We start from the raw sequence: 17,022 nt of genomic DNA on the forward strand, positions 1-17,022 counted from the left end.
AAAGAGGGAATCATGCTGAAAAGACTAAGCCTCACCACCGCCGCGCTCGGCCTCACCGCCCTGCCCGCCTTCGCCCATCTGAACCCGGAAGAACACGGTTCCTTCATGGCTGGCGTCTCCCACCCGTTTTTCGGCGCGGACCACATTCTGGCGATGGTGGCTGTCGGCATCTGGGCCTCGCAGATCGCCGTCGCTCAGAGCGACCGCAAGGCGCTGTGGATCGTGCCCTCCGCCTTCGTCGGCACCATGGCCGCCGGTTTCCTGATGGCGGTTTATAGTATCGGGCTTCCCTTCGTCGAACCGGCAATCCTCGCCTCCGTCATCGGTCTCGGCCTGCTCGTTGCCATGGCGGCAAGGCTTCCCACGGTGGCGGCGGCAGCCATTGTCGGCGCTTTCGCGCTTTTCCACGGCCATGCCCATGGCGGTGAACTCGGCAGCGCAGGCGCGCTTCAATTCGGCATCGGCTTCATGATCGCTACTGCCGCCCTACATGCGGCCGGCATCGCGCTTGGCCTCGGCATTGCCCGTTTCGGCTCGGCAGCCAGCCGCACCTTCGGCGCGCTAACGGCAATCGCCGGCCTGTCGCTCGCCTTCGGCGGCTGACGATCATTACCGAAATTTAAAATTCGGGCCGCTTTGAAAAGCCAGAATTGAGGCCTACCTCCTTATCGTGGATTTTCGCTTCACGGTAAGGAGGCAGCCTATGTCACCGGAAGAAAGCCAGCTTCTCAAGGGCCTGTTCGACAGGACCAGAACCGCATCCGCCACTCCGCGTGACCGCGAGGCGGAAACATTGATCGCAGACGCCGTGCGCGATCAGCCCGCAGCCCCCTATTATCTCGCCCAGGCGGTGATCGTTCAGGAAAAGGGTCTGGAAGCGGCGGCAGCCCATATCAAGCAGCTCGAAGACCGTATCCACGCGCTGGAAAGCGGCAACGGCGCCCCGCAGGCCGCAGCGCAGGGCGGTTTTCTGAGCTCCATCTTCGGAACCGGCCAACCGCAGCCGCCCGCACCAGCCCCTGCGGCCGCGCCGAACTCATGGCGCAACGATACCGCAGGCCAGACGGCGGGCCCTTGGGGAGCGGCAGCCAATCAGCAGCAGCCCGGTGGCCCATGGAGCCAGGCCGCCGCAGGCGGACGTTCAGGCGGTGGATTTCTGCAAGGCGCGCTCGGCACCGCTGCCGGTGTCGCGGGCGGCATGCTGCTCGCCAATTCGCTGAGCGGCATTTTCGGCAGCCACATGTCGTCGCTCGGCCTTGGCTCGCCCTTCGGCGGCGGCAATGCCGCAGGTAACGCGCCCGCCGAGGAAACCGTCATCAATAATTACTACGGTGACGGCGCCAGCCCGCAGAACAACGACGATGACGATATCCAGCAGGCCGATGACGACAGCGCCGACGATGCGGATTTCGATTCAGGCGACGACGGTTCGTTCGCCTGAATTCCGGATCGCATAAACAGCCGGATCAGCCGCGACCGCGATAGGTGGCGACGCCCTGATCCGGCAGCCATACGCCTTCAGGCGCCGGTCCCGTCTGCCAGAAGACATCGATCGGAATACCGCCGCGCGGATACCAGTAGGCGCCGATTCTCAACCATTTCGGTTGCAGCAGCTCCACAAGTCGCTTGGCGATATAGACCGAGCAATCCTCGTGGAATGCGCCGTGATTGCGGAAGGACTGCAAAAACAGCTTCAGCGACTTCGATTCCACCAGGAAATCGCCCGGAATATAGTCGATGACGATATGGGCGAAATCCGGCTGGCCGGTCATCGGGCAAAGCGAGGTGAATTCGGGCGCGGTGAAACGCACCACGTAGTCGGTGCCGGCATTGCCGTTCGGCACCTTTTCGAGAACGGCCTTTTCCGGGCTTTCAGGCGTATCGACCTTCGTGCCCAGCTGCGACAGGCCGGAAACATCCGTCACGGACATGGAAAACTCCTGTTTTTCAAACAATCACTTTGACACCATGCGCCTTTTCGCCTTCCGGCTCGACGTGAATGGCAAGGCTGGCGCCCGGTATGACGTCCCTTATGGCATCTTCAAGGCGGTCGCAAATATCATGCGCCTCGCGCACCGTCATGATGGCGGGAACGACCACATGAAAATCGATGAAGGCGGCCGAACCGGCGCGCCGCGTCCTGAGATCATGCACACCGATGACGCCGGCTGAATTTTCCGCGATTGCCTTCTTGATCGCCTCGTCTTCTTCCGGCTCCACCACCCGGTCCATCAGGCCGTTCAGCGAATGCAGAATGACTTTCGAGCCCTGAAACAGGATGTTGATGGCGACCAGGATGGCGAGCAGCGGGTCGAGAATGGCGTAACCCGTCAGCAGCGCCAGAACGAGACCGACAAGCACGCCTGCCGAGGTCACGACATCGGACATGATGTGATGGCCGTCGGCGGTGAGCGCAGGCGAAGAATATTTCCTGCCGACGCGGATGAGGATCGTCGCCCAGACGGCATTGATCGCACCCGCCGCCGCATTGATGACAAGGCCGAGAACCGGCGCTTCCGGCAGTCTCGGATTGAAGAGCGCGCCCCAGGCCTCCTGCACGATCAGCAGCGCGGCGACGACGATCAGCACGCCCTCCACGACAGCGGAAATATATTCCGCCTTGTGGTGGCCGAACTGGTGGTCGTCATCGGCGGGTTTCTGCGCATAACGAATGACGAAATAGGCGATGAAGGCCGCGACCACATTGACGGTCGATTCCAGGCCATCAGACAGAAGCGCGACCGAACCCGTGACCCACCAGGCGACGAGCTTGAGACCCAGCACGCCAAGGGAAAGCGGGATGCTCCAGAATGCCAGCTTCCTTACCAGCGCATTGCCTTCACTGTTCATTTTTGCCCCCGTGCGGATGCGAACGAATTGCATGACCGATTGCCAAAACGCACGAACCGCGCGCACGGGGTCTCCGTGCGCGCGGTTCGCTATTGAGGTCTCTATCGTTCAAACGGAGTACAAGGTCAAGGGCCTTGCGCTCACGCCCAAAACATCATTCTTCGCTTTTCTGCTCGCAGAAACGAATGCGGTTGCCGAACGGATCGGTCACTTCCATCACATCGCCCCAGGGCAATTGTTCAACGCCGGGCTTCATGAAACGATAGTCCTTCGCCGCCAGCTCCCGTTGATAGGCGTGAACGCCATACATGGTGACGAAGATGTTGGAACCCGGCGTCGCATCGCCGTGATGGCCGCTGAGGTGAAGCCCCATTCCGGCCCTTGAAACCTGCATGTAAAGCGGAAAATTATCGCCGAAGCGGTGTTCCCAGTCGATCTCGAAACCGAGAAAATCGACGTAGAACTCCCGCGCCTTGGCTTCGTCGAATATCCGGACGATCGGGAATATCCGCTGGAAACCGATGTCTCCTTCAACGCCCGTCCCGGCATTGGTCATGCTGCGTCACCTTTTTCAGTCCGTAAAATGAAACCGGCCGCACCAGGTGCGGCCGGTAGGATCAGCTTATTCGGCTGCGACGATCTTGCCGTCCTGCCACTTGAACAGCGAGAAGGCCTGCGAGGTCAGGTCGCCGTTTTCGCCATAGGTGACCTTGCCGATTGCCGTCGGGAAAGCGTCGCCGCTCTTCAGTGCCGTGGCGACCGCTGTGGAATCCTTGGCGCTTCCGGCTTTTTCGATACCGGCCTTCAGGACTTCGACGGCAGCATAGGCGTTGAGCGTGAAGGCTTCGGCCGGAATGTTGGCGGCCTTCAGCGCTTCGGCAGCGGCCTTGGAATCGTCGTTCTTCAGCGCGTCGGAAGCATTGGTGAAGATCGTGCCTTCGCCGGCCTGCGAGCCGATGTTCCAGAACTCGCTGTTCGACAGGCCGTCACCGCCGATGACGGCAGCCTTGGAGCCGATGTCCTTCAGCTGGCGCACCAGAAGACCCGCTTCCGGATGATAACCGCCGAAATAGACGATGTCGGCATTGTCGGATTTCAGGCGAGCCGTCAGCGCACCAAGGTCCTTTTCGCCCGGCGTCAGGGCATCGTAGAGAACTTCGGTCACACCGCCGGCGTTCAGCGTGGTCTTGAAGGCGTCCGCCAGACCTTTGCCGTAAGCGCCCTTGTCGTGAATGATGGCGATCTTCTTGTCTTTGAGGTTGGCGAGAACATATTTCGCCGCAACCTCCGCCTGCTGGTCGTCACGACCGCAGGTTCGGAAGACGTTGGAAAGGCCGCGGTTGGTCAGGCCCGGCGCGGTCGCCGTCGGCGTCACCATCAGCACGCCGTTTTCGGCAAAGACATCCGATGCCGGAATGGCAACGCCAGACGTCACCGGACCGACGACGAAATGGATGCCTTCGGCAACCAGCTGGTTGGCCGCGGAAACGCCCTGCTTCGGCTCACCGCCGTCGTCAGCGAGCTTCAGCACGACCTGTTCGCCGAGGATGCCGCCCTTTTTGTTGATTTCATTGACTGCCGTCTGGGCGCCGTTCTTGACCTGGTCGCCATAAGCGGCGACAGGACCGGTGAGCGGCGCAATCAGGCCGATGACGATTTCGGCATGGGCAAGAGGTGCGAATGCGAAGGACGCTGCGAGCGTCACGCTGGTCAATGTCTTCAGTTTCATCCTGGTGTCTCCTTAAAAGGGGTCGCGGACCCGGTGAGCGCCATGGGCGTCGACCGAATGAAACTATCGGACGCCTCCCGGCGAAAACTCGTTCCATTTTTGAATTCCGAGCCTTCCACTCAACTCATACGGAAGGTTTGATGATTTATGCAAGTCACCTTTGCTGGATTAACTCTATTCCCGGTAAATCAATCGCCAGGCTGGCCGGGATTACCCCCGTGGAAGGACGAATCGAGCTTCCGTAAACGCTTGGCGTTTGGCCGCCGCTGGAGGATAATACGCCATGATCGCAGCAGATGAAGAGTTTCTGACGGGCCTGCCCGTCTTCCGGCATTTTGAAGACGTGGCCGACCCGGCGCTCTACCGCGCCCTGCCGCCGGGATGGGGGCTGGCCATCGCCGATATCGTCGACTCGACCTCGGCCATCGGCACCGGCCGATACAAGGCGGTCAACATGGCGGGTGCGGCGGTCATATCGGGCGTATCGAACAGTCTCGGGCGTCACGACCTGCCTTTCGTTTTCGGCGGCGATGGCGCCGCCGTTGCCGTGCCGCCCTCCGGCCTGCCCCTTGCGCGCATCGCGCTGTCCAGTGTCCAGCGCTGGGTAAAGGACGATCTCGATCTCACCATGCGTGTGGCGCTGGTTCCCGTCGAGGATATCCGCAGCAATGGCTTCGATATTCGTGTCGCACGTTTTCAGGCGAGCGAGGATGTCTCCTACGCCATGTTTTCAGGCGGCGGCAACAGCTGGGCGGAGGCGCGGATGAAGGAGGGGCAATATGCCCTGGCCGCCGCCGAAGCAGGCGAGCACCCGGACCTGACAGGTCTTTCATGCCGCTGGAACCCCATTCCCGCGACCCACGGCAAGGTGGTGTCGATCATTGCCGTACCGGGGCCGTCGCGGGACATGCCGGCATTCCGCAAACTGGTCATCGATGTTGTCGATCTGGCCGAACAGGATGCGAGGCACGGTCACCCCGTGCCCGAGGATGGGCCGAAACTCGGTTTCGTGCGTGAAGGTCTCAGCCTCGAAGCGCGGGCCGGCGCGGCCCATCACGATGTCTGGGGCAAGATGCGCCGTTCATTCCGCATTCTCGCGGAGAGCCTGCTCGTCAATCTCCTCAGCGCGACGCAGCTGTCGCTCGGCCGGTTCAACGCCGTTCGCTACCGCCGCTCGGTCGCCAGCAATACCGATTTCAGGAAATTCGACGACGGCCTGAAAATGACGGTGGATATCGATGCCGCACGGCTCGAAAAAATCCGCGCCCGGCTGGAACAGGGCCGCGTATCGGGAAGCTGTTATTATGGCCTGCATGAACAGGAGGCCGCATTGATGACCTGTATCGTGCCCTCTCCGCTTTCGAGAGACCACATGCATTTCGTGGACGGCGCGGACGGCGGCTATGCGGCTGCGGCAAGCCGTCTCAAGCAGCAGATGCAGGTTGCGGCATCCGGCTGAAAACCACGCCTGTTCCCGATCCTCGATAACCGCATTGGAAACCACGAAAAGGCCGTTGAAAAGAAAAACCGGCGTCGTGCGCCGGTTTCAATCGAGTGATGCTGCCGGGGGGCTAGACAGGGCCGTGGGATCAGGCGGCTGTCTTGCTGCTCTTCTGCGCCTGACAATAAATTTCCTCGAGGGAGGCGAGGATTTTTTTCACGGATTCGGAGTTGCTGGAATAGTAGATGGTCTGCGCGTCCCGTCGTGTCTTCACCAGCCGCTGCGCACGCAATTTCGAAAGATGCTGCGAGAGCGCTGACTGGCTGAGACCAACCTGTGAGGCGAGAACACCAACCGGCACTTCCGTATCCACCAGCGTGCACAAGATCATCAGGCGCTTGGGATTCGCCATCGCTGAGAGCAAGTCTGCAGCGGCGATGCTATGTTCCGACAGAGATTGGTTATCCATACGCTCAAGTCTCCTGATGACAGTCGAAAAAGACGGTCATGGTGGCTATAATAGGTGTTCCAAAAGGTGTTTTTATAGTTCAGCTGATACGTTGTATATACCTAAATCTTGCTTATATCGTGTCCCTTTCAAAGACTATTCTTCATCCGTTATTGACTTAAGACATTATGACTAAATTATCAGCTTTTCGCCTGTTTTTTGTCGGTTCAATGATAAAGACATGTATTAGTGGCAGTATTCATAAGCAATAAACGATCAAAAGTTGAGCGCCGAAATCTTGATAGCCAATGCCTGATTTTAGGGTTGCAATCTATTACCACCTTAAATTTAGCAGCGAGCTACAGAATCTAGATTAACTTTGCGCAATTTTCTCTTAGTTTGCAATATGATTTTTATTAGTAATTATTTTAATGCATAACTTGCGATATCAAAAATATTCTTTGCTACCGTGGGAAGGTATAACTTGCATTGCAAAGATCTTGCGGAACAAGAAAAAGGGCCCTCCGATGGCGGAAGGCCCTTCGTTTTTTCCCTCACAGGCGAATCATTATTTTTTGCGGTGACGCGTCAGCCCCGCCACGATTTCATCTGCCGAAATCGTGCCTATGATCGCACCATTGTCAACAACCCCGATCGCGCCGGAATGTTTGGACAGCGCATCGAGTATATCGATCAGCGGCGATGATGGACGGGCGGTGGCGGCGACGGTCATCTGGCCGTTGCGTTCGTCCACGCCGCGCTTCATCACGTCGGCGGCGGTCAGCATGGAGATCGGGTTCATGTTCTGCACGAAATCCGCGACATAGGACGTGGCCGGCTGCTTGACGATCTGCTGCGGAGTGCCGCACTGGATGATGCGCCCGCCTTCCATCATGGCGATACGGTTGCCGATGCGGAACGCCTCGTCCAGATCATGACTGACAAAGAGGATCGTTTTCTTCAACCGGCTCTGGAATTCCAGAAGCTCATCCTGCAGGCGGCTTCTGATGAGGGGATCGAGCGCCGAGAAAGGCTCGTCCATCAGGAGAATGGGCGCACCTGTGGCGAAGGCCCGCGCCAGTCCCACGCGCTGCTGCATGCCGCCGGAAAGCTCTCCCACCTTGCGGTCGGCCCAGGCCGAGAGGTTCACCAGCTCGAGCTGCTCGGCCACCATGCGCTTGCGCTCTGCCTCCGGCACGCCGGAAAGCTCGAGACCGAAACCGACATTGTCGGCCACATTGCGCCAGGGCAGAAGGCCGAACTGCTGGAAGACCATGGAGACCGTATGCGTGCGCAGGTCGCGCAGCGCCTTCGCCGGGCAGCGATAGGGATCGACGTAACCGGACTTGGTTTTCACGCCGACATTGCCGCGCACCACCGGTGCAAGCCCGTTGACGGCCCTGAGCAGGGTCGACTTGCCGGAGCCGGAAAGCCCCATCAGCACGAGTATCTCGCCCTCGCTGACCGAGAGCGAAGCATTGGCGACGCCGAGAACCAGCCCGGTCTCGGCATTGATCTCGTCACGCGTGCTGCCCCTGTCGATCAGCGGCAGCGCCGCATCGGGCCGGTCGCCGAAGACGATATCGACATTTCCGAAGATGATGGCGTCACTCATAGGTCATCCTCCTGGCCGGGCAAGCGGAACAACCGGTCGAGGACGATCGCCAAAATGACGATGCACAGTCCCGCCTCGAAGCCCATGGCGATATTGACGGTATTGAGCGCACGCACCACCGGAACGCCGAGACCGTTGGCGCCGACAAGGGCGGAAATGACCACCATCGACAGCGACAGCATGATCGTCTGGGTCAACCCCGCCATGATCTGCGGCGCAGCGAAGGGAAGCTCCACCTTGCGCAACACCTGCGACGGCGTCGCGCCGAAGGCGACCGCCGCCTCCACCAGCGCCGGCGGCGTCGAGACGATGCCGAGGCGGGTGAGACGCACGGGTGCCGGAATGGCGAAGATGACGGTGGCGATGAGGCCCGGAACCATGCCAAGACCGAACAGCACCAGCGCCGGAATGAGATAAACGAAGGTCGGGATGGTCTGCATCAGGTCCAGCACCGGGCGCATGCCGGCATAGATCCATTTGCGCCGCGCCGCCAATATGCCGAGCGGTATGCCGATGATCATGCAAACGGCGCTGGCGGCGATGACGAGCGCCAGCGTCTCCGTCGTCGCCTTCCAGTAGCCGAGATTGATGATCAGCAGCAGGCCGAGCGCGGTGAAGAGCGGCATGCCGACGGAGCGGCGCGTCCAGGCCGAAAGCGCCGTCAGGATCGCCACGATGATCAGCGGATGCGGCGCCTGCAGCACATAAAGCAGGGCGTTGATGACGCTTTGGAAAATGAAGGAAAGCCAATCGAAGAAAAAAGCGAGATTGCCGGTCAGCCAGTCAATGGCCTCCTTGGCATATCGGCCGACGGGCAGGCGGTTTTCAGGAGCGCTGAGCCATTCCACGGTAAGAAAAGACCTTTCGTGAACCAAAACAATTCCGGCAAAAATACTGGGTTTTGCGTCCGGAATTGCGCAGACAACAAAGAAACGGAGCATCGTTATCCCGTGTTACCGGATTGCTCCAATGCAGAAATGACGGCCGGCAGCGGAACTGCCGGACGCGGTGCTGGCGCATGACCTTCAATCTCTGAAAATTCACAGGCAAGGTCGTGCATGGGCATCGTTATTTCCCGCTGATCCGGCCTGCCATGCAGGCCGGATACAGTCATGCATCGTCTTGCGGCTTAAAGGCCGAGCGCCTTCTTTGCGGCCGGCAGGGCGTCAGCGCTGCCGTCCCTGGTCTTGACATTGGCGAGCCATGGCTCGATCGCCGCCGGATTGGCCTTCAGCCAGGCGGTTGCGGCCGCCTCGCCTTCAAGGCCGTCATTCAGGATCTTGCCCATGATCTCGTTTTCCATGGGCAGCGAAAATTGCAGGTTCTTGAGGAAAGCGCCGACATTCGGGCATTCCTCGACATAACCCTTGCGGACATTGGTATGGATCGTCGCGCCGCCGAGATTGGGACCGAAGACCTCGTCGCCGCCGGTCAGATAGGTCAGCTTGAAATTCGCATTCATCGGATGTGGTTCCCAACCGAGGAAGACGATCGGCTCGCCGGATTTTTCCGCGCGCGCCACCTGCGACAGCATGCCCTGTTCGGATGATTCGACCACCTCGAACGACTTCAGTCCGAAACTGTCCTTGGCCACCATGTCAAGGATCAGGCGATTGCCGTCATTGCCGGGTTCGATGCCATAGATCTTGCCGCCGAGATCAGCGCTATGGGCGGCGATGTCCTTGAAATCCTTGATGCCGAGTTCGGCGCCCTTGGCATTGGTCGCCAGCGTGTATTTGGCGCCGGTCAGGTTTTCCCGCAGCGTTTCCACGGATTTGTCTTCGCGGTAAGGCGCGATATCGCCTTCCATGGTCGGCATCCAGTTGCCGAGGAAGACGTCGATGTCCTTGTTTTTCAGCGATGTATAGGTAACGGGTACGGAGAGAAGCTTGACGTCGGTTTCATAACCGAGACTTTTCAGAAGCACCGTGGCGGTTGCCGTCGTGGCGGTGATGTCAGTCCAGCCCACATCGGAGAAACGCACCGTACCGCAACTTGCCGGTTCGGCGGCGCCGGCCGCGCTGAACGTCATGGAGGAGATTGCTGCGGCCAAGGCCAGACAGCGACTTCTATTTGCAAACATCGCTTGCTCCCTGTTTTTTCGTTCCCTTGCCATTATCAATATCTGCCGGACACAATCAACTCGCGTGCATTTGCGTGCTTTGGCCCACCGTTTGCGACAAATTCGTGAAAATAAGGGGGTTTCACTGTCAGACGCAGGGAAGAGGCAGGGTGCGGAAATCTGTGTTTTTCCCACCATGGCACTTTTCAACCCGCCTCTTCGCCGTCAAAAGACGCTTAATGCAGCATCGGCTCATAAAGCGGACTCACTTTTGTGAGGCCGACATGCCGATTCAACAGGTTGGAAGAACCCCGCAAGACGTCCGGAGGACGGCAAGGCGCTCCGGGAGTGGATAATGGCAAAACTCTATTTCAATTATTCAACGATGAACGCCGGTAAATCGACCATGCTGCTGCAGGCATCCTATAATTATCAGGAACGCGGCATGCGCACGCTGATCTTCACGGCTGCCTTTGACGACCGGGCCGGCGTCGGCCGTGTCGCCTCGCGCATCGGCCTGTCCTCCGACGCGCTCACCTTCGATGACAATACCGACCTGTTCGCCGAGGTATCGGCCCTCAATGCCCAAGCATCGGTCGCCTGCGTTTTCATCGATGAAGCCAATTTTCTCGCCGAACACCATGTCTGGCAGCTTGCCGATATTGTCGACAGGCTGAACATTCCGGTCATGGCCTATGGCCTGCGCACCGATTTTCAGGGAAAGCTCTTCCCCGCTTCGAAAGAACTGCTCGCCATTGCCGACGAGCTGCGCGAAATCCGCACCATCTGCCATTGCGGCCGCAAGGCGACGATGGTGGCCCGCTTCGACAATGAAGGAAAGGTCGTGACGGAAGGCGCTCAGATCGATGTCGGCGGCAACGAAAAATATGTTTCCTTCTGCCGCCGCCACTGGGTGGAAACGTTCAAGGGCGATTGATCCTCTGCGGCCGGTTGCCGCATTTGATTTTTCGCAAGGATGGCTCCCCGGCTCCTGGGCTAGAACCACGGCGACACATTCGCGTGGATGTGCTTTCTCTCAGGAGCAAAATGATGCAGGACAAAACTGCCAAATTCGCCGGCTTCGCCATTGTCGCGGCTCTTTTCGCCTTCCCCGCCCTGTCGGCCGAAATCGAAGTGAAGATGCTCAACAAGGGCAGCGACGGTCAGGCGATGGTCTTCGAACCCGCGACCGTCAAGGCCGCCGTCGGCGACGTCATCACCTTCGTCCCGGTCGACAAGGGCCATGATGCGGCGGCCGTGAAGGGCATGATCCCCGAGGGCGTTGCCGAGTTCAAGGGCAAGATGAACGAGACGGTGAAGGTGACGGTCGATAAGGAAGGCGCCTATGTCGTCAAATGCACACCCCATCTCGGCATGGGCATGATAGCGCTCGTTGTCGTCGGCGATGCCGCGCCGGCCAATCTGGACGCCGTCAAGAACGGAAAACTGCCCAAAAAGGCACGCGACCGGCTGAATGACGAGATCGCCAAGCTCGGTCTCTGAGCGCATATCCCTTCGGTTCCGCGGCGGCTGTTGCTCCACAATCGATGTGGAAAGCGATAATGGCCGGCGCGGACCGCAGGTTGAGAAAAGTTTCGCAATCATGTTGTATCGCGGTTGACCGGGACATATCTGGAAGACAGTAAATGACCGAGGTTTATACGAAGCGCCGAAGGATGCGGCCGGACTGAGGTTCTTTCTTCCGGCGTCCAGCCCACGGGCAGAGGAGACTATGACGACATGATCGACCGGATCACCGCTTTGATTCAGGCAGCCTTCAGCGCCATCGGCAGGGCCGCCGGTCTTCTCGTCGCCTGGCTTTTGTGGCCCTTCATGGCCGCCCATGGCTGGTACAGCGGCCGCAACTGGCTCATCAAGGGCCCGATCGCCCTCATCGTCATTCTCCTTGCCGGCTTTTACGGATATTTCATCTGGCAAACCCAGGTCTGGACGAATTTCGACCCGGACTACGTCGCGCGCTACAAGCTGGAAGAGCGCACCGTGCCCGCCGGCCAGGAGCTGCCGGCCGCCGCCCCGGCGGGTGGCGCAACGGGCGCCGCAGCCAACACATCCGCGCCGGTCTGCCAGCGTTCGGCGATTGTCGACGCCGCCGCCGATCTCACCGATTTCAACGTCAACCAGAACGCCTGGATTTCGTCCATGCTGCTCTATCGTCTCGGCCTCTTCGGCATGGACTGGGACAGCACGCCGTTTCTCGATAACAAGGCCTCGTTCCAGCGCGGTGTAAACCAGGCCGTGCGCCGCACCTCTATCGAACTGGTGGATACGCTCGGCCGCGTGCGCGGAACCTCCGGTATCAACAACAATCTCCAGGAAGCGCGTGGCAACATGCAGTTCAGCGAATATTCTTGGTATTTCGGCCTCGATCCCTTCGGCCCGAAGACGCCGACCCCCGCCTATTACCGCGCCGCCATCCGCAGCTTCCAGGCCTTCAACGGCGAACTCGTCGCCTGCAAGGCGGTGTTCGATACCCGTGCCGACAACCTCATCCAGTTCATCGACCGTATCGCTGGCGATATCGGCTCCACCTCTGCAATCCTGCGCGAGCGCTCGGAAAACTATAATGGCGGCTGGTTCGACACCCGCGCCGACGACCGTTTCTGGTTCGCTTACGGCCAGCTTTACGGTTATTACGGTGTGCTTTCCGCCGCCGGATCGGACTTTGCGCAGGTCATCCGCGAGCGTAACCTCACCAATCTGTGGAACGACACGCTGTCGCAGACCCGCGCAGCCCTGCGCATCCAGCCGGCGATCATTTCCAATGGCGAGGAAAGCGGCTGGATCATGCCCTCGCATCTCGCCACCATGGGATTTTACGTTCTGCGGGTTCGCTCGAACCTCGTCGAGCTTCGCTCGGTTCTCGACCGCTAAGGCAGAGACTTCCCCGCAGCGGCGGGGGCGATCAGTCTATCAGGCCAAGGCGTATCGCCTTGGCCACGAGCTGGGTACGATTGACGCAGTCGAGCTTGCGGATGGCGTTGTTCATATAGGCGTTGACGGTATGTTCCGAGATGGAAAGAAGCTCGGCGATCTCCACGGATGTCTTTCCCTGCGACGTCCAGCGCACCACGTCGAGTTCCCGTTTCGTCAACGGCGACGGACCTTTTGAGTTGGTGCGACAGAGGCGCACATAGACCTCCAGCGCATGCAGCACGATCATGCACAATTCGTTCAGCGCGGCCTGCGGCAGCACATCGCGATCGCCGGCGAAATTCATCAGATGCCGGTTGCCGTACATGCCGTGCACCGGCACCATCAGGCCGGACGTGATGCCCATGCTGTTCAGCGAAGCCGCCGCATCCACCAGCGACCCGCAGGTAATATCCGGGTCCTGCAGCGACCAATATTGCGGCAGCATCGATGACGCGCCGCGCCTGATGACGGGACAATCCCCAAGCGCGCCGTCCTTGGTCATCGCATTCACGACCCAGATCGGCAGGCTGCTTTCGACAACTGTCGGCAAGGCATAGATATTTTGACCGCCGGGTAACCGCAGCAGGGTCACATGGGCATAATCGAAGGCGCGCATCACCTCCCGCAGCGCCTCCAGCCATTGCGATTTGTCAGCCGCGGCCGACAGATCGCCGCAAAGTCTGGCCTGGCGCTCCGTCTTCACCATTCACGCGCCCTCGCCGCACCGGAACGCCGTGTCCGGAGTGAGAAACATGCTGCATGGCCAGGACGGGGTTACTGCCTTCATATCGGCTGGGCCACCTTGATCAAAGCACCGGCTTTTCGGATTTGTCCTTCGGCTTGGCCATCAGTTTTTCCAGGAAACCGAGCATGACCGCCGAGACGACAAAAGCCAGATGGATGATGGTGAACCACATCAGCTTGCTGTCCGAATATTGATTGGCGTTGAGGAATATCTGCAGCAGGTGGATCGACGAAATGGCCACGATCGACGACGCAACCTTGATTTTCAGGCTGCCGGCATCGAGCTTGCCCAGAAACGAAACCTCGGCATCCGCTTCATCGAAGCGGCTGACGAAATTCTCGTAGCCCGAGATCATCACCATGACGATCAGGCTGGCGACCAGCGCCGCATCGATCAGGCCGAGCATGGCGAGGATCATGTCCGATTCATCATAGGTGAAAACGTTCTTCGCGACTTTCAGAAACTTGAGCGCGAAGGAAAACGCATAAACCGCCAGCGCCGCGACGAGCCCGAGATAAAACACGACGAGCAGCCAGCGGCTGGAGAGAATGATCCGCTCGACGAGCAGTTCAAGAGACTTCATTTCCGTATCCGATTAATAATCTGTTTATTGTTGGAGCATGTTCTGTTTCGCCATGTAAACTGGCTGCGAATAACCTAGCAAGCGGCAATGTCGGGACTTTGACCGCAGCGTGGCGTTTTCGCACCCATTCGCCGGTCCGGTTCCGACGGGGATCGGCGTCGTATTTTTGCAACATACCGTTATGCTTTAAAACATGATGCAAAAAGTCATATATAATATGTTGACAGTTATCATCATGTTTTTTAGTCCTCACTTATCGGCTCGCCCGTAACAATCAAAACAGTTTCAGCCGCGGCAGCAGGCGCGGTGTGCTTTTGCACGCCGTGGCTATCCGTGCGCCTACCTGGGGGTACTTCATGTCCATTTCGCGCACGCGTTCCGCGCTGCTTCTGTGCACCGCCATTTCTCTTCTGCCCCTTACCGGCCCTGTCTGGGCGCAGGACGCCGCTTCGCAGGCGGACGGCACCACCACCACGCTCGAAAAGATCGTGGTCAAGGGCAAGCGCGTCAAAAGCGCCAACGCCGCCGCCGATACGCCGCTGGCGAGCCAGACCACGGCGGAAGACATCCGCAAGAAGGACATCGGCAGCATCAAGGATCTCGGCAACAGCACGGAACCGGGCGTCGATTATGTCGATGCCAAGCCCGGCCGGCCCGGCGGATTGTTCATTCGCGGCCTCGGCGGCGCACGCGTCGTCACTTTGATCGACAATATTCCCGTTCCCTACTTCAACAATTTCGCCCGTCAGGGCCAGGCCACCACCACCCTCAGCGATACGAGTTCGAGCTTCGATTTCTCCTCGCTCTCGACGGTCGATGTGGTGCGCGGCGCGGATTCCAGCCGTATCGGCTCCGGCGCCCTTGGCGGCGCGCTGGTGCTGCGCACGCTCGAGCCGGAAGACCTGATCGGCGAAGGCAGGGACTGGGGCGGTGTGGCCAAGACCACCTATGACAGCGAGGACAGAAGCGTCGGCGGATCGCTCGCCGTCGCCAAGAAGATCGAGAATACCTCGGTCCTGTTCCAGGGCTCCTACAAGCGCGGCAACGAGACGGACAACAAGGGTACGGCCGATGTCTACGGAACACGCCGCACCAAGCCCAACCCGGCCGACACCTATGAAAGCAACCTGATGTTCAAGATCCGTCAGGACCTTGAAGGCGGTCACCGCATAGGGCTTACGGCCGAACGTTATTCGGTGAGAAACCGCAGCGACATGAAGACCCTGCAGGGCGTCAGCGTATCGGGCTCGACCTACCGGATCGGCGATTACAGGGGTTACGAGGATACCGAGCGTGATCGCGTATCGCTCGATTACGAATACGAAGCGCCCTCGACCGACGGTTTCATCGACGCCGCCAATCTTTCGCTCTACTGGACGCGTCTTTCCAAGGACTCCGGCGCCGGCGACCGCCTGACCAACAATTCGCTCTATATTCGCGAAGACAGCATGCGCAACAGCGCATTCGGCATCGTCGGCGGTCTCGAATCCGGCTTCGAACTCGGCGGCGTGCAGCACACGGTGCGCTTCGGCGGCAACGCCATGACGACCGATTTCAGCCAGGAGCTTTTCGCCAACACGGCAGGATCGACCTCGTCCTCGCAATCGGACATGCCCGATGTGAGCGGCAAGAGCCTCGGCCTTTATCTCGATGACGAAATCGCCTTCGGCAACGGTTTCCGCCTGACCCCCGGCCTGCGCTTCGATTCCTACGACTACGACCCTGATGGTTCGGTTTCCAGCAACAGCGGCTACAGAACCTTCGGCCTGCCGACCGGCAATAGCGGCTCGCGCTTCTCGCCGAAACTGCTTGCAACTTACGACGTCACGTCGGAACTGCAGCTCTTCGCGCAATGGTCGATGGCCTATCGCGCCCCGACGATCAACGAACTGTACCTGAATTTCTCCAACGTCAGCTCCGGTTACGCTGTTGTCGGCAATTCCGCCCTCAACCCCGAGACCAGCAACGGTTTCGAAATCGGCGCGAACTATGCCTCCGGTGACCTGGCGGGAAGCCTGACGCTGTTCCACAACAAGTACAAGAACTTCATCGAGCAATATACGACCTCGACGACGCTGTTCCCCGGCTTCGGCGGCAGGGGCAACGGATCGCTCTTCACCTATCGCAACCGTAACAATGTCGAAATCTCCGGTGTCGAGGCCAAGGTCCGCAAGGAACTGGCAAACGGCTTCTTCGCCCACGCCTCGCTTGCCTACGCCTATGGCAAGGACACCGATACCAACGAATTCATCCGCACCGTCGCACCGTTCAAGTCCGTCCTCGGCATCGGCTATGCGCAGGAAGCCTGGGGCACGGAATTTACCGGCGTCTTCTCCTCCGGCATGCGCGACGACAGGGTGGCCAACACCTTCGACGCCCCCGGCTATGGCGTCTTCAACCTGACCGGCTGGTGGGAGCCGGAACAGACCAAGGGCCTGCGCATCCAGGCAGGCATCTACAATCTGTTCGACAGGAAATACTGGAATGCCGTTGGCGTCCGCGACGTGAACCCGAATTCCGTCAGCACCGTCAACCAGCCGGTGGACTTCTATACGGAAGCCGGACGCACCTTCAAAATCTCCCTGACCCAGAAATTCTAAAACCGGGCGGAGATA

18 protein-coding genes are annotated in these 17,022 nt (G+C 59.5%); 8 read left to right on the forward strand and 10 right to left on the reverse strand.

Translation table 11 applies throughout. The features are described 5' to 3' along the window. Window positions 1-12 precede the first annotated feature (12 nt). Together N5D22_RS23625 and N5D22_RS23630 are read left to right on the forward strand one after the other, a co-directional pair. Window positions 13-603 (forward strand): HupE/UreJ family protein, encoded by a 591-nt coding sequence (locus tag N5D22_RS23625; protein WP_279658340.1) that lies wholly within the window; start codon window positions 13-15, stop codon window positions 601-603. A 100-nt stretch (window positions 604-703) separates the two neighbouring features. Beyond that, complete coding sequence (locus N5D22_RS23630; protein ID WP_279658341.1) at window positions 704-1,441, forward strand: DUF2076 domain-containing protein; 738 nt, start codon at window positions 704-706, stop codon at window positions 1,439-1,441. A 25-nt stretch (window positions 1,442-1,466) separates the two neighbouring features. Here N5D22_RS23630 and queF read toward each other — a convergent pair whose 3' ends face one another. The 4 genes from queF to N5D22_RS23650 all read right to left on the reverse strand — a co-directional run bounded on the left by queF (window position 1,467) and on the right by N5D22_RS23650 (window position 4,579). Then, a complete protein-coding gene (gene queF, locus N5D22_RS23635) occupies window positions 1,467-1,931 on the reverse strand; it encodes a preQ(1) synthase (protein ID WP_004430149.1) in 465 nt (154 codons plus the stop codon). Between the two features lie 16 nt (window positions 1,932-1,947). After that, on the reverse strand, window positions 1,948-2,850 hold the full coding sequence (locus N5D22_RS23640; RefSeq protein WP_279658342.1) for a cation diffusion facilitator family transporter: 903 nt from the start codon (window positions 2,848-2,850) through the stop codon (window positions 1,948-1,950). A 154-nt stretch (window positions 2,851-3,004) separates the two neighbouring features. After that, window positions 3,005-3,406, reverse strand: a complete 402-nt coding sequence (locus N5D22_RS23645; protein ID WP_279658343.1) for a glyoxalase superfamily protein — start codon at window positions 3,404-3,406, stop codon at window positions 3,005-3,007. 66 nt (window positions 3,407-3,472) lie between these two features. Then, entirely contained in the window at window positions 3,473-4,579 is a 1,107-nt protein-coding gene (locus tag N5D22_RS23650; RefSeq protein WP_279658344.1) for a branched-chain amino acid ABC transporter substrate-binding protein, read from the reverse strand. A gap of 283 nt (window positions 4,580-4,862) precedes the next feature. Between N5D22_RS23650 and N5D22_RS23655 the strand changes: the two genes are divergently transcribed. Next, window positions 4,863-6,038, forward strand: a complete 1,176-nt coding sequence (locus N5D22_RS23655) for a DUF3095 domain-containing protein (protein WP_279658345.1) — start codon at window positions 4,863-4,865, stop codon at window positions 6,036-6,038. A gap of 130 nt (window positions 6,039-6,168) precedes the next feature. On the opposite strand, the gene N5D22_RS23660 is transcribed toward N5D22_RS23655, so the two are convergent. From N5D22_RS23660 to N5D22_RS23675, 4 genes are all read right to left on the reverse strand, one after another. Next, window positions 6,169-6,489, reverse strand: coding sequence for a metalloregulator ArsR/SmtB family transcription factor (locus N5D22_RS23660; RefSeq protein ID WP_003524068.1), 321 nt, complete (start codon window positions 6,487-6,489; stop codon window positions 6,169-6,171). A 547-nt stretch (window positions 6,490-7,036) separates the two neighbouring features. Continuing rightward, complete coding sequence (gene choV / locus N5D22_RS23665; RefSeq protein ID WP_279658346.1) at window positions 7,037-8,083, reverse strand: choline ABC transporter ATP-binding protein; 1,047 nt, start codon at window positions 8,081-8,083, stop codon at window positions 7,037-7,039. Then, window positions 8,080-8,931: a choline ABC transporter permease subunit gene (gene choW / locus N5D22_RS23670; RefSeq protein WP_279658347.1), complete on the reverse strand. Its 852-nt coding sequence runs from the start codon at window positions 8,929-8,931 to the stop codon at window positions 8,080-8,082. Before choW ends, choV begins: the two co-directional genes overlap by 4 nt. A gap of 281 nt (window positions 8,932-9,212) precedes the next feature. Then, a complete protein-coding gene (locus N5D22_RS23675; protein WP_142840416.1) occupies window positions 9,213-10,166 on the reverse strand; it encodes a choline ABC transporter substrate-binding protein in 954 nt (317 codons plus the stop codon). On the opposite strand from N5D22_RS23675, the gene N5D22_RS23680 reads away from it, so the two are divergent. The 4 genes from N5D22_RS23680 to N5D22_RS23695 all read left to right on the forward strand — a co-directional run bounded on the left by N5D22_RS23680 (window position 10,114) and on the right by N5D22_RS23695 (window position 13,037). Then, window positions 10,114-10,422: a hypothetical protein gene (locus N5D22_RS23680; protein ID WP_279658371.1), complete on the forward strand. Its 309-nt coding sequence runs from the start codon at window positions 10,114-10,116 to the stop codon at window positions 10,420-10,422. The genes N5D22_RS23675 and N5D22_RS23680 overlap by 53 nt on opposite strands. A gap of 78 nt (window positions 10,423-10,500) precedes the next feature. Beyond that, window positions 10,501-11,082, forward strand: a complete 582-nt coding sequence (locus N5D22_RS23685) for a thymidine kinase (protein ID WP_279658348.1) — start codon at window positions 10,501-10,503, stop codon at window positions 11,080-11,082. Between the two features lie 113 nt (window positions 11,083-11,195). Continuing rightward, entirely contained in the window at window positions 11,196-11,648 is a 453-nt protein-coding gene (locus tag N5D22_RS23690) for a pseudoazurin (RefSeq protein ID WP_279658349.1), read from the forward strand. Between the two features lie 237 nt (window positions 11,649-11,885). Beyond that, window positions 11,886-13,037, forward strand: coding sequence for a DUF2333 family protein (locus N5D22_RS23695; protein WP_279658350.1), 1,152 nt, complete (start codon window positions 11,886-11,888; stop codon window positions 13,035-13,037). A 31-nt stretch (window positions 13,038-13,068) separates the two neighbouring features. On the opposite strand, the gene N5D22_RS23700 is transcribed toward N5D22_RS23695, so the two are convergent. Beyond that, the gene (locus tag N5D22_RS23700) at window positions 13,069-13,785 is read right to left on the reverse strand and encodes a LuxR C-terminal-related transcriptional regulator (protein WP_279658351.1); all 717 of its coding nucleotides are present in this window, start codon (window positions 13,783-13,785) and stop codon (window positions 13,069-13,071) included. Window positions 13,786-13,885: 100 nt separating this feature from the next. After that, window positions 13,886-14,407, reverse strand: a complete 522-nt coding sequence (locus tag N5D22_RS23705) for a TIGR00645 family protein (RefSeq protein WP_279658352.1) — start codon at window positions 14,405-14,407, stop codon at window positions 13,886-13,888. 356 nt (window positions 14,408-14,763) lie between these two features. On the opposite strand from N5D22_RS23705, the gene N5D22_RS23710 reads away from it, so the two are divergent. After that, complete coding sequence (locus N5D22_RS23710) at window positions 14,764-17,007, forward strand: TonB-dependent hemoglobin/transferrin/lactoferrin family receptor (protein WP_279658353.1); 2,244 nt, start codon at window positions 14,764-14,766, stop codon at window positions 17,005-17,007. Window positions 17,008-17,022 lie beyond the last annotated feature (15 nt).

It is taken from the genome of Agrobacterium sp. GD03872 (assembly GCF_029840625.1).
GTDB classification, from domain to species: Bacteria; Pseudomonadota; Alphaproteobacteria; order Rhizobiales; family Rhizobiaceae; genus Agrobacterium; species Agrobacterium fabrum_A.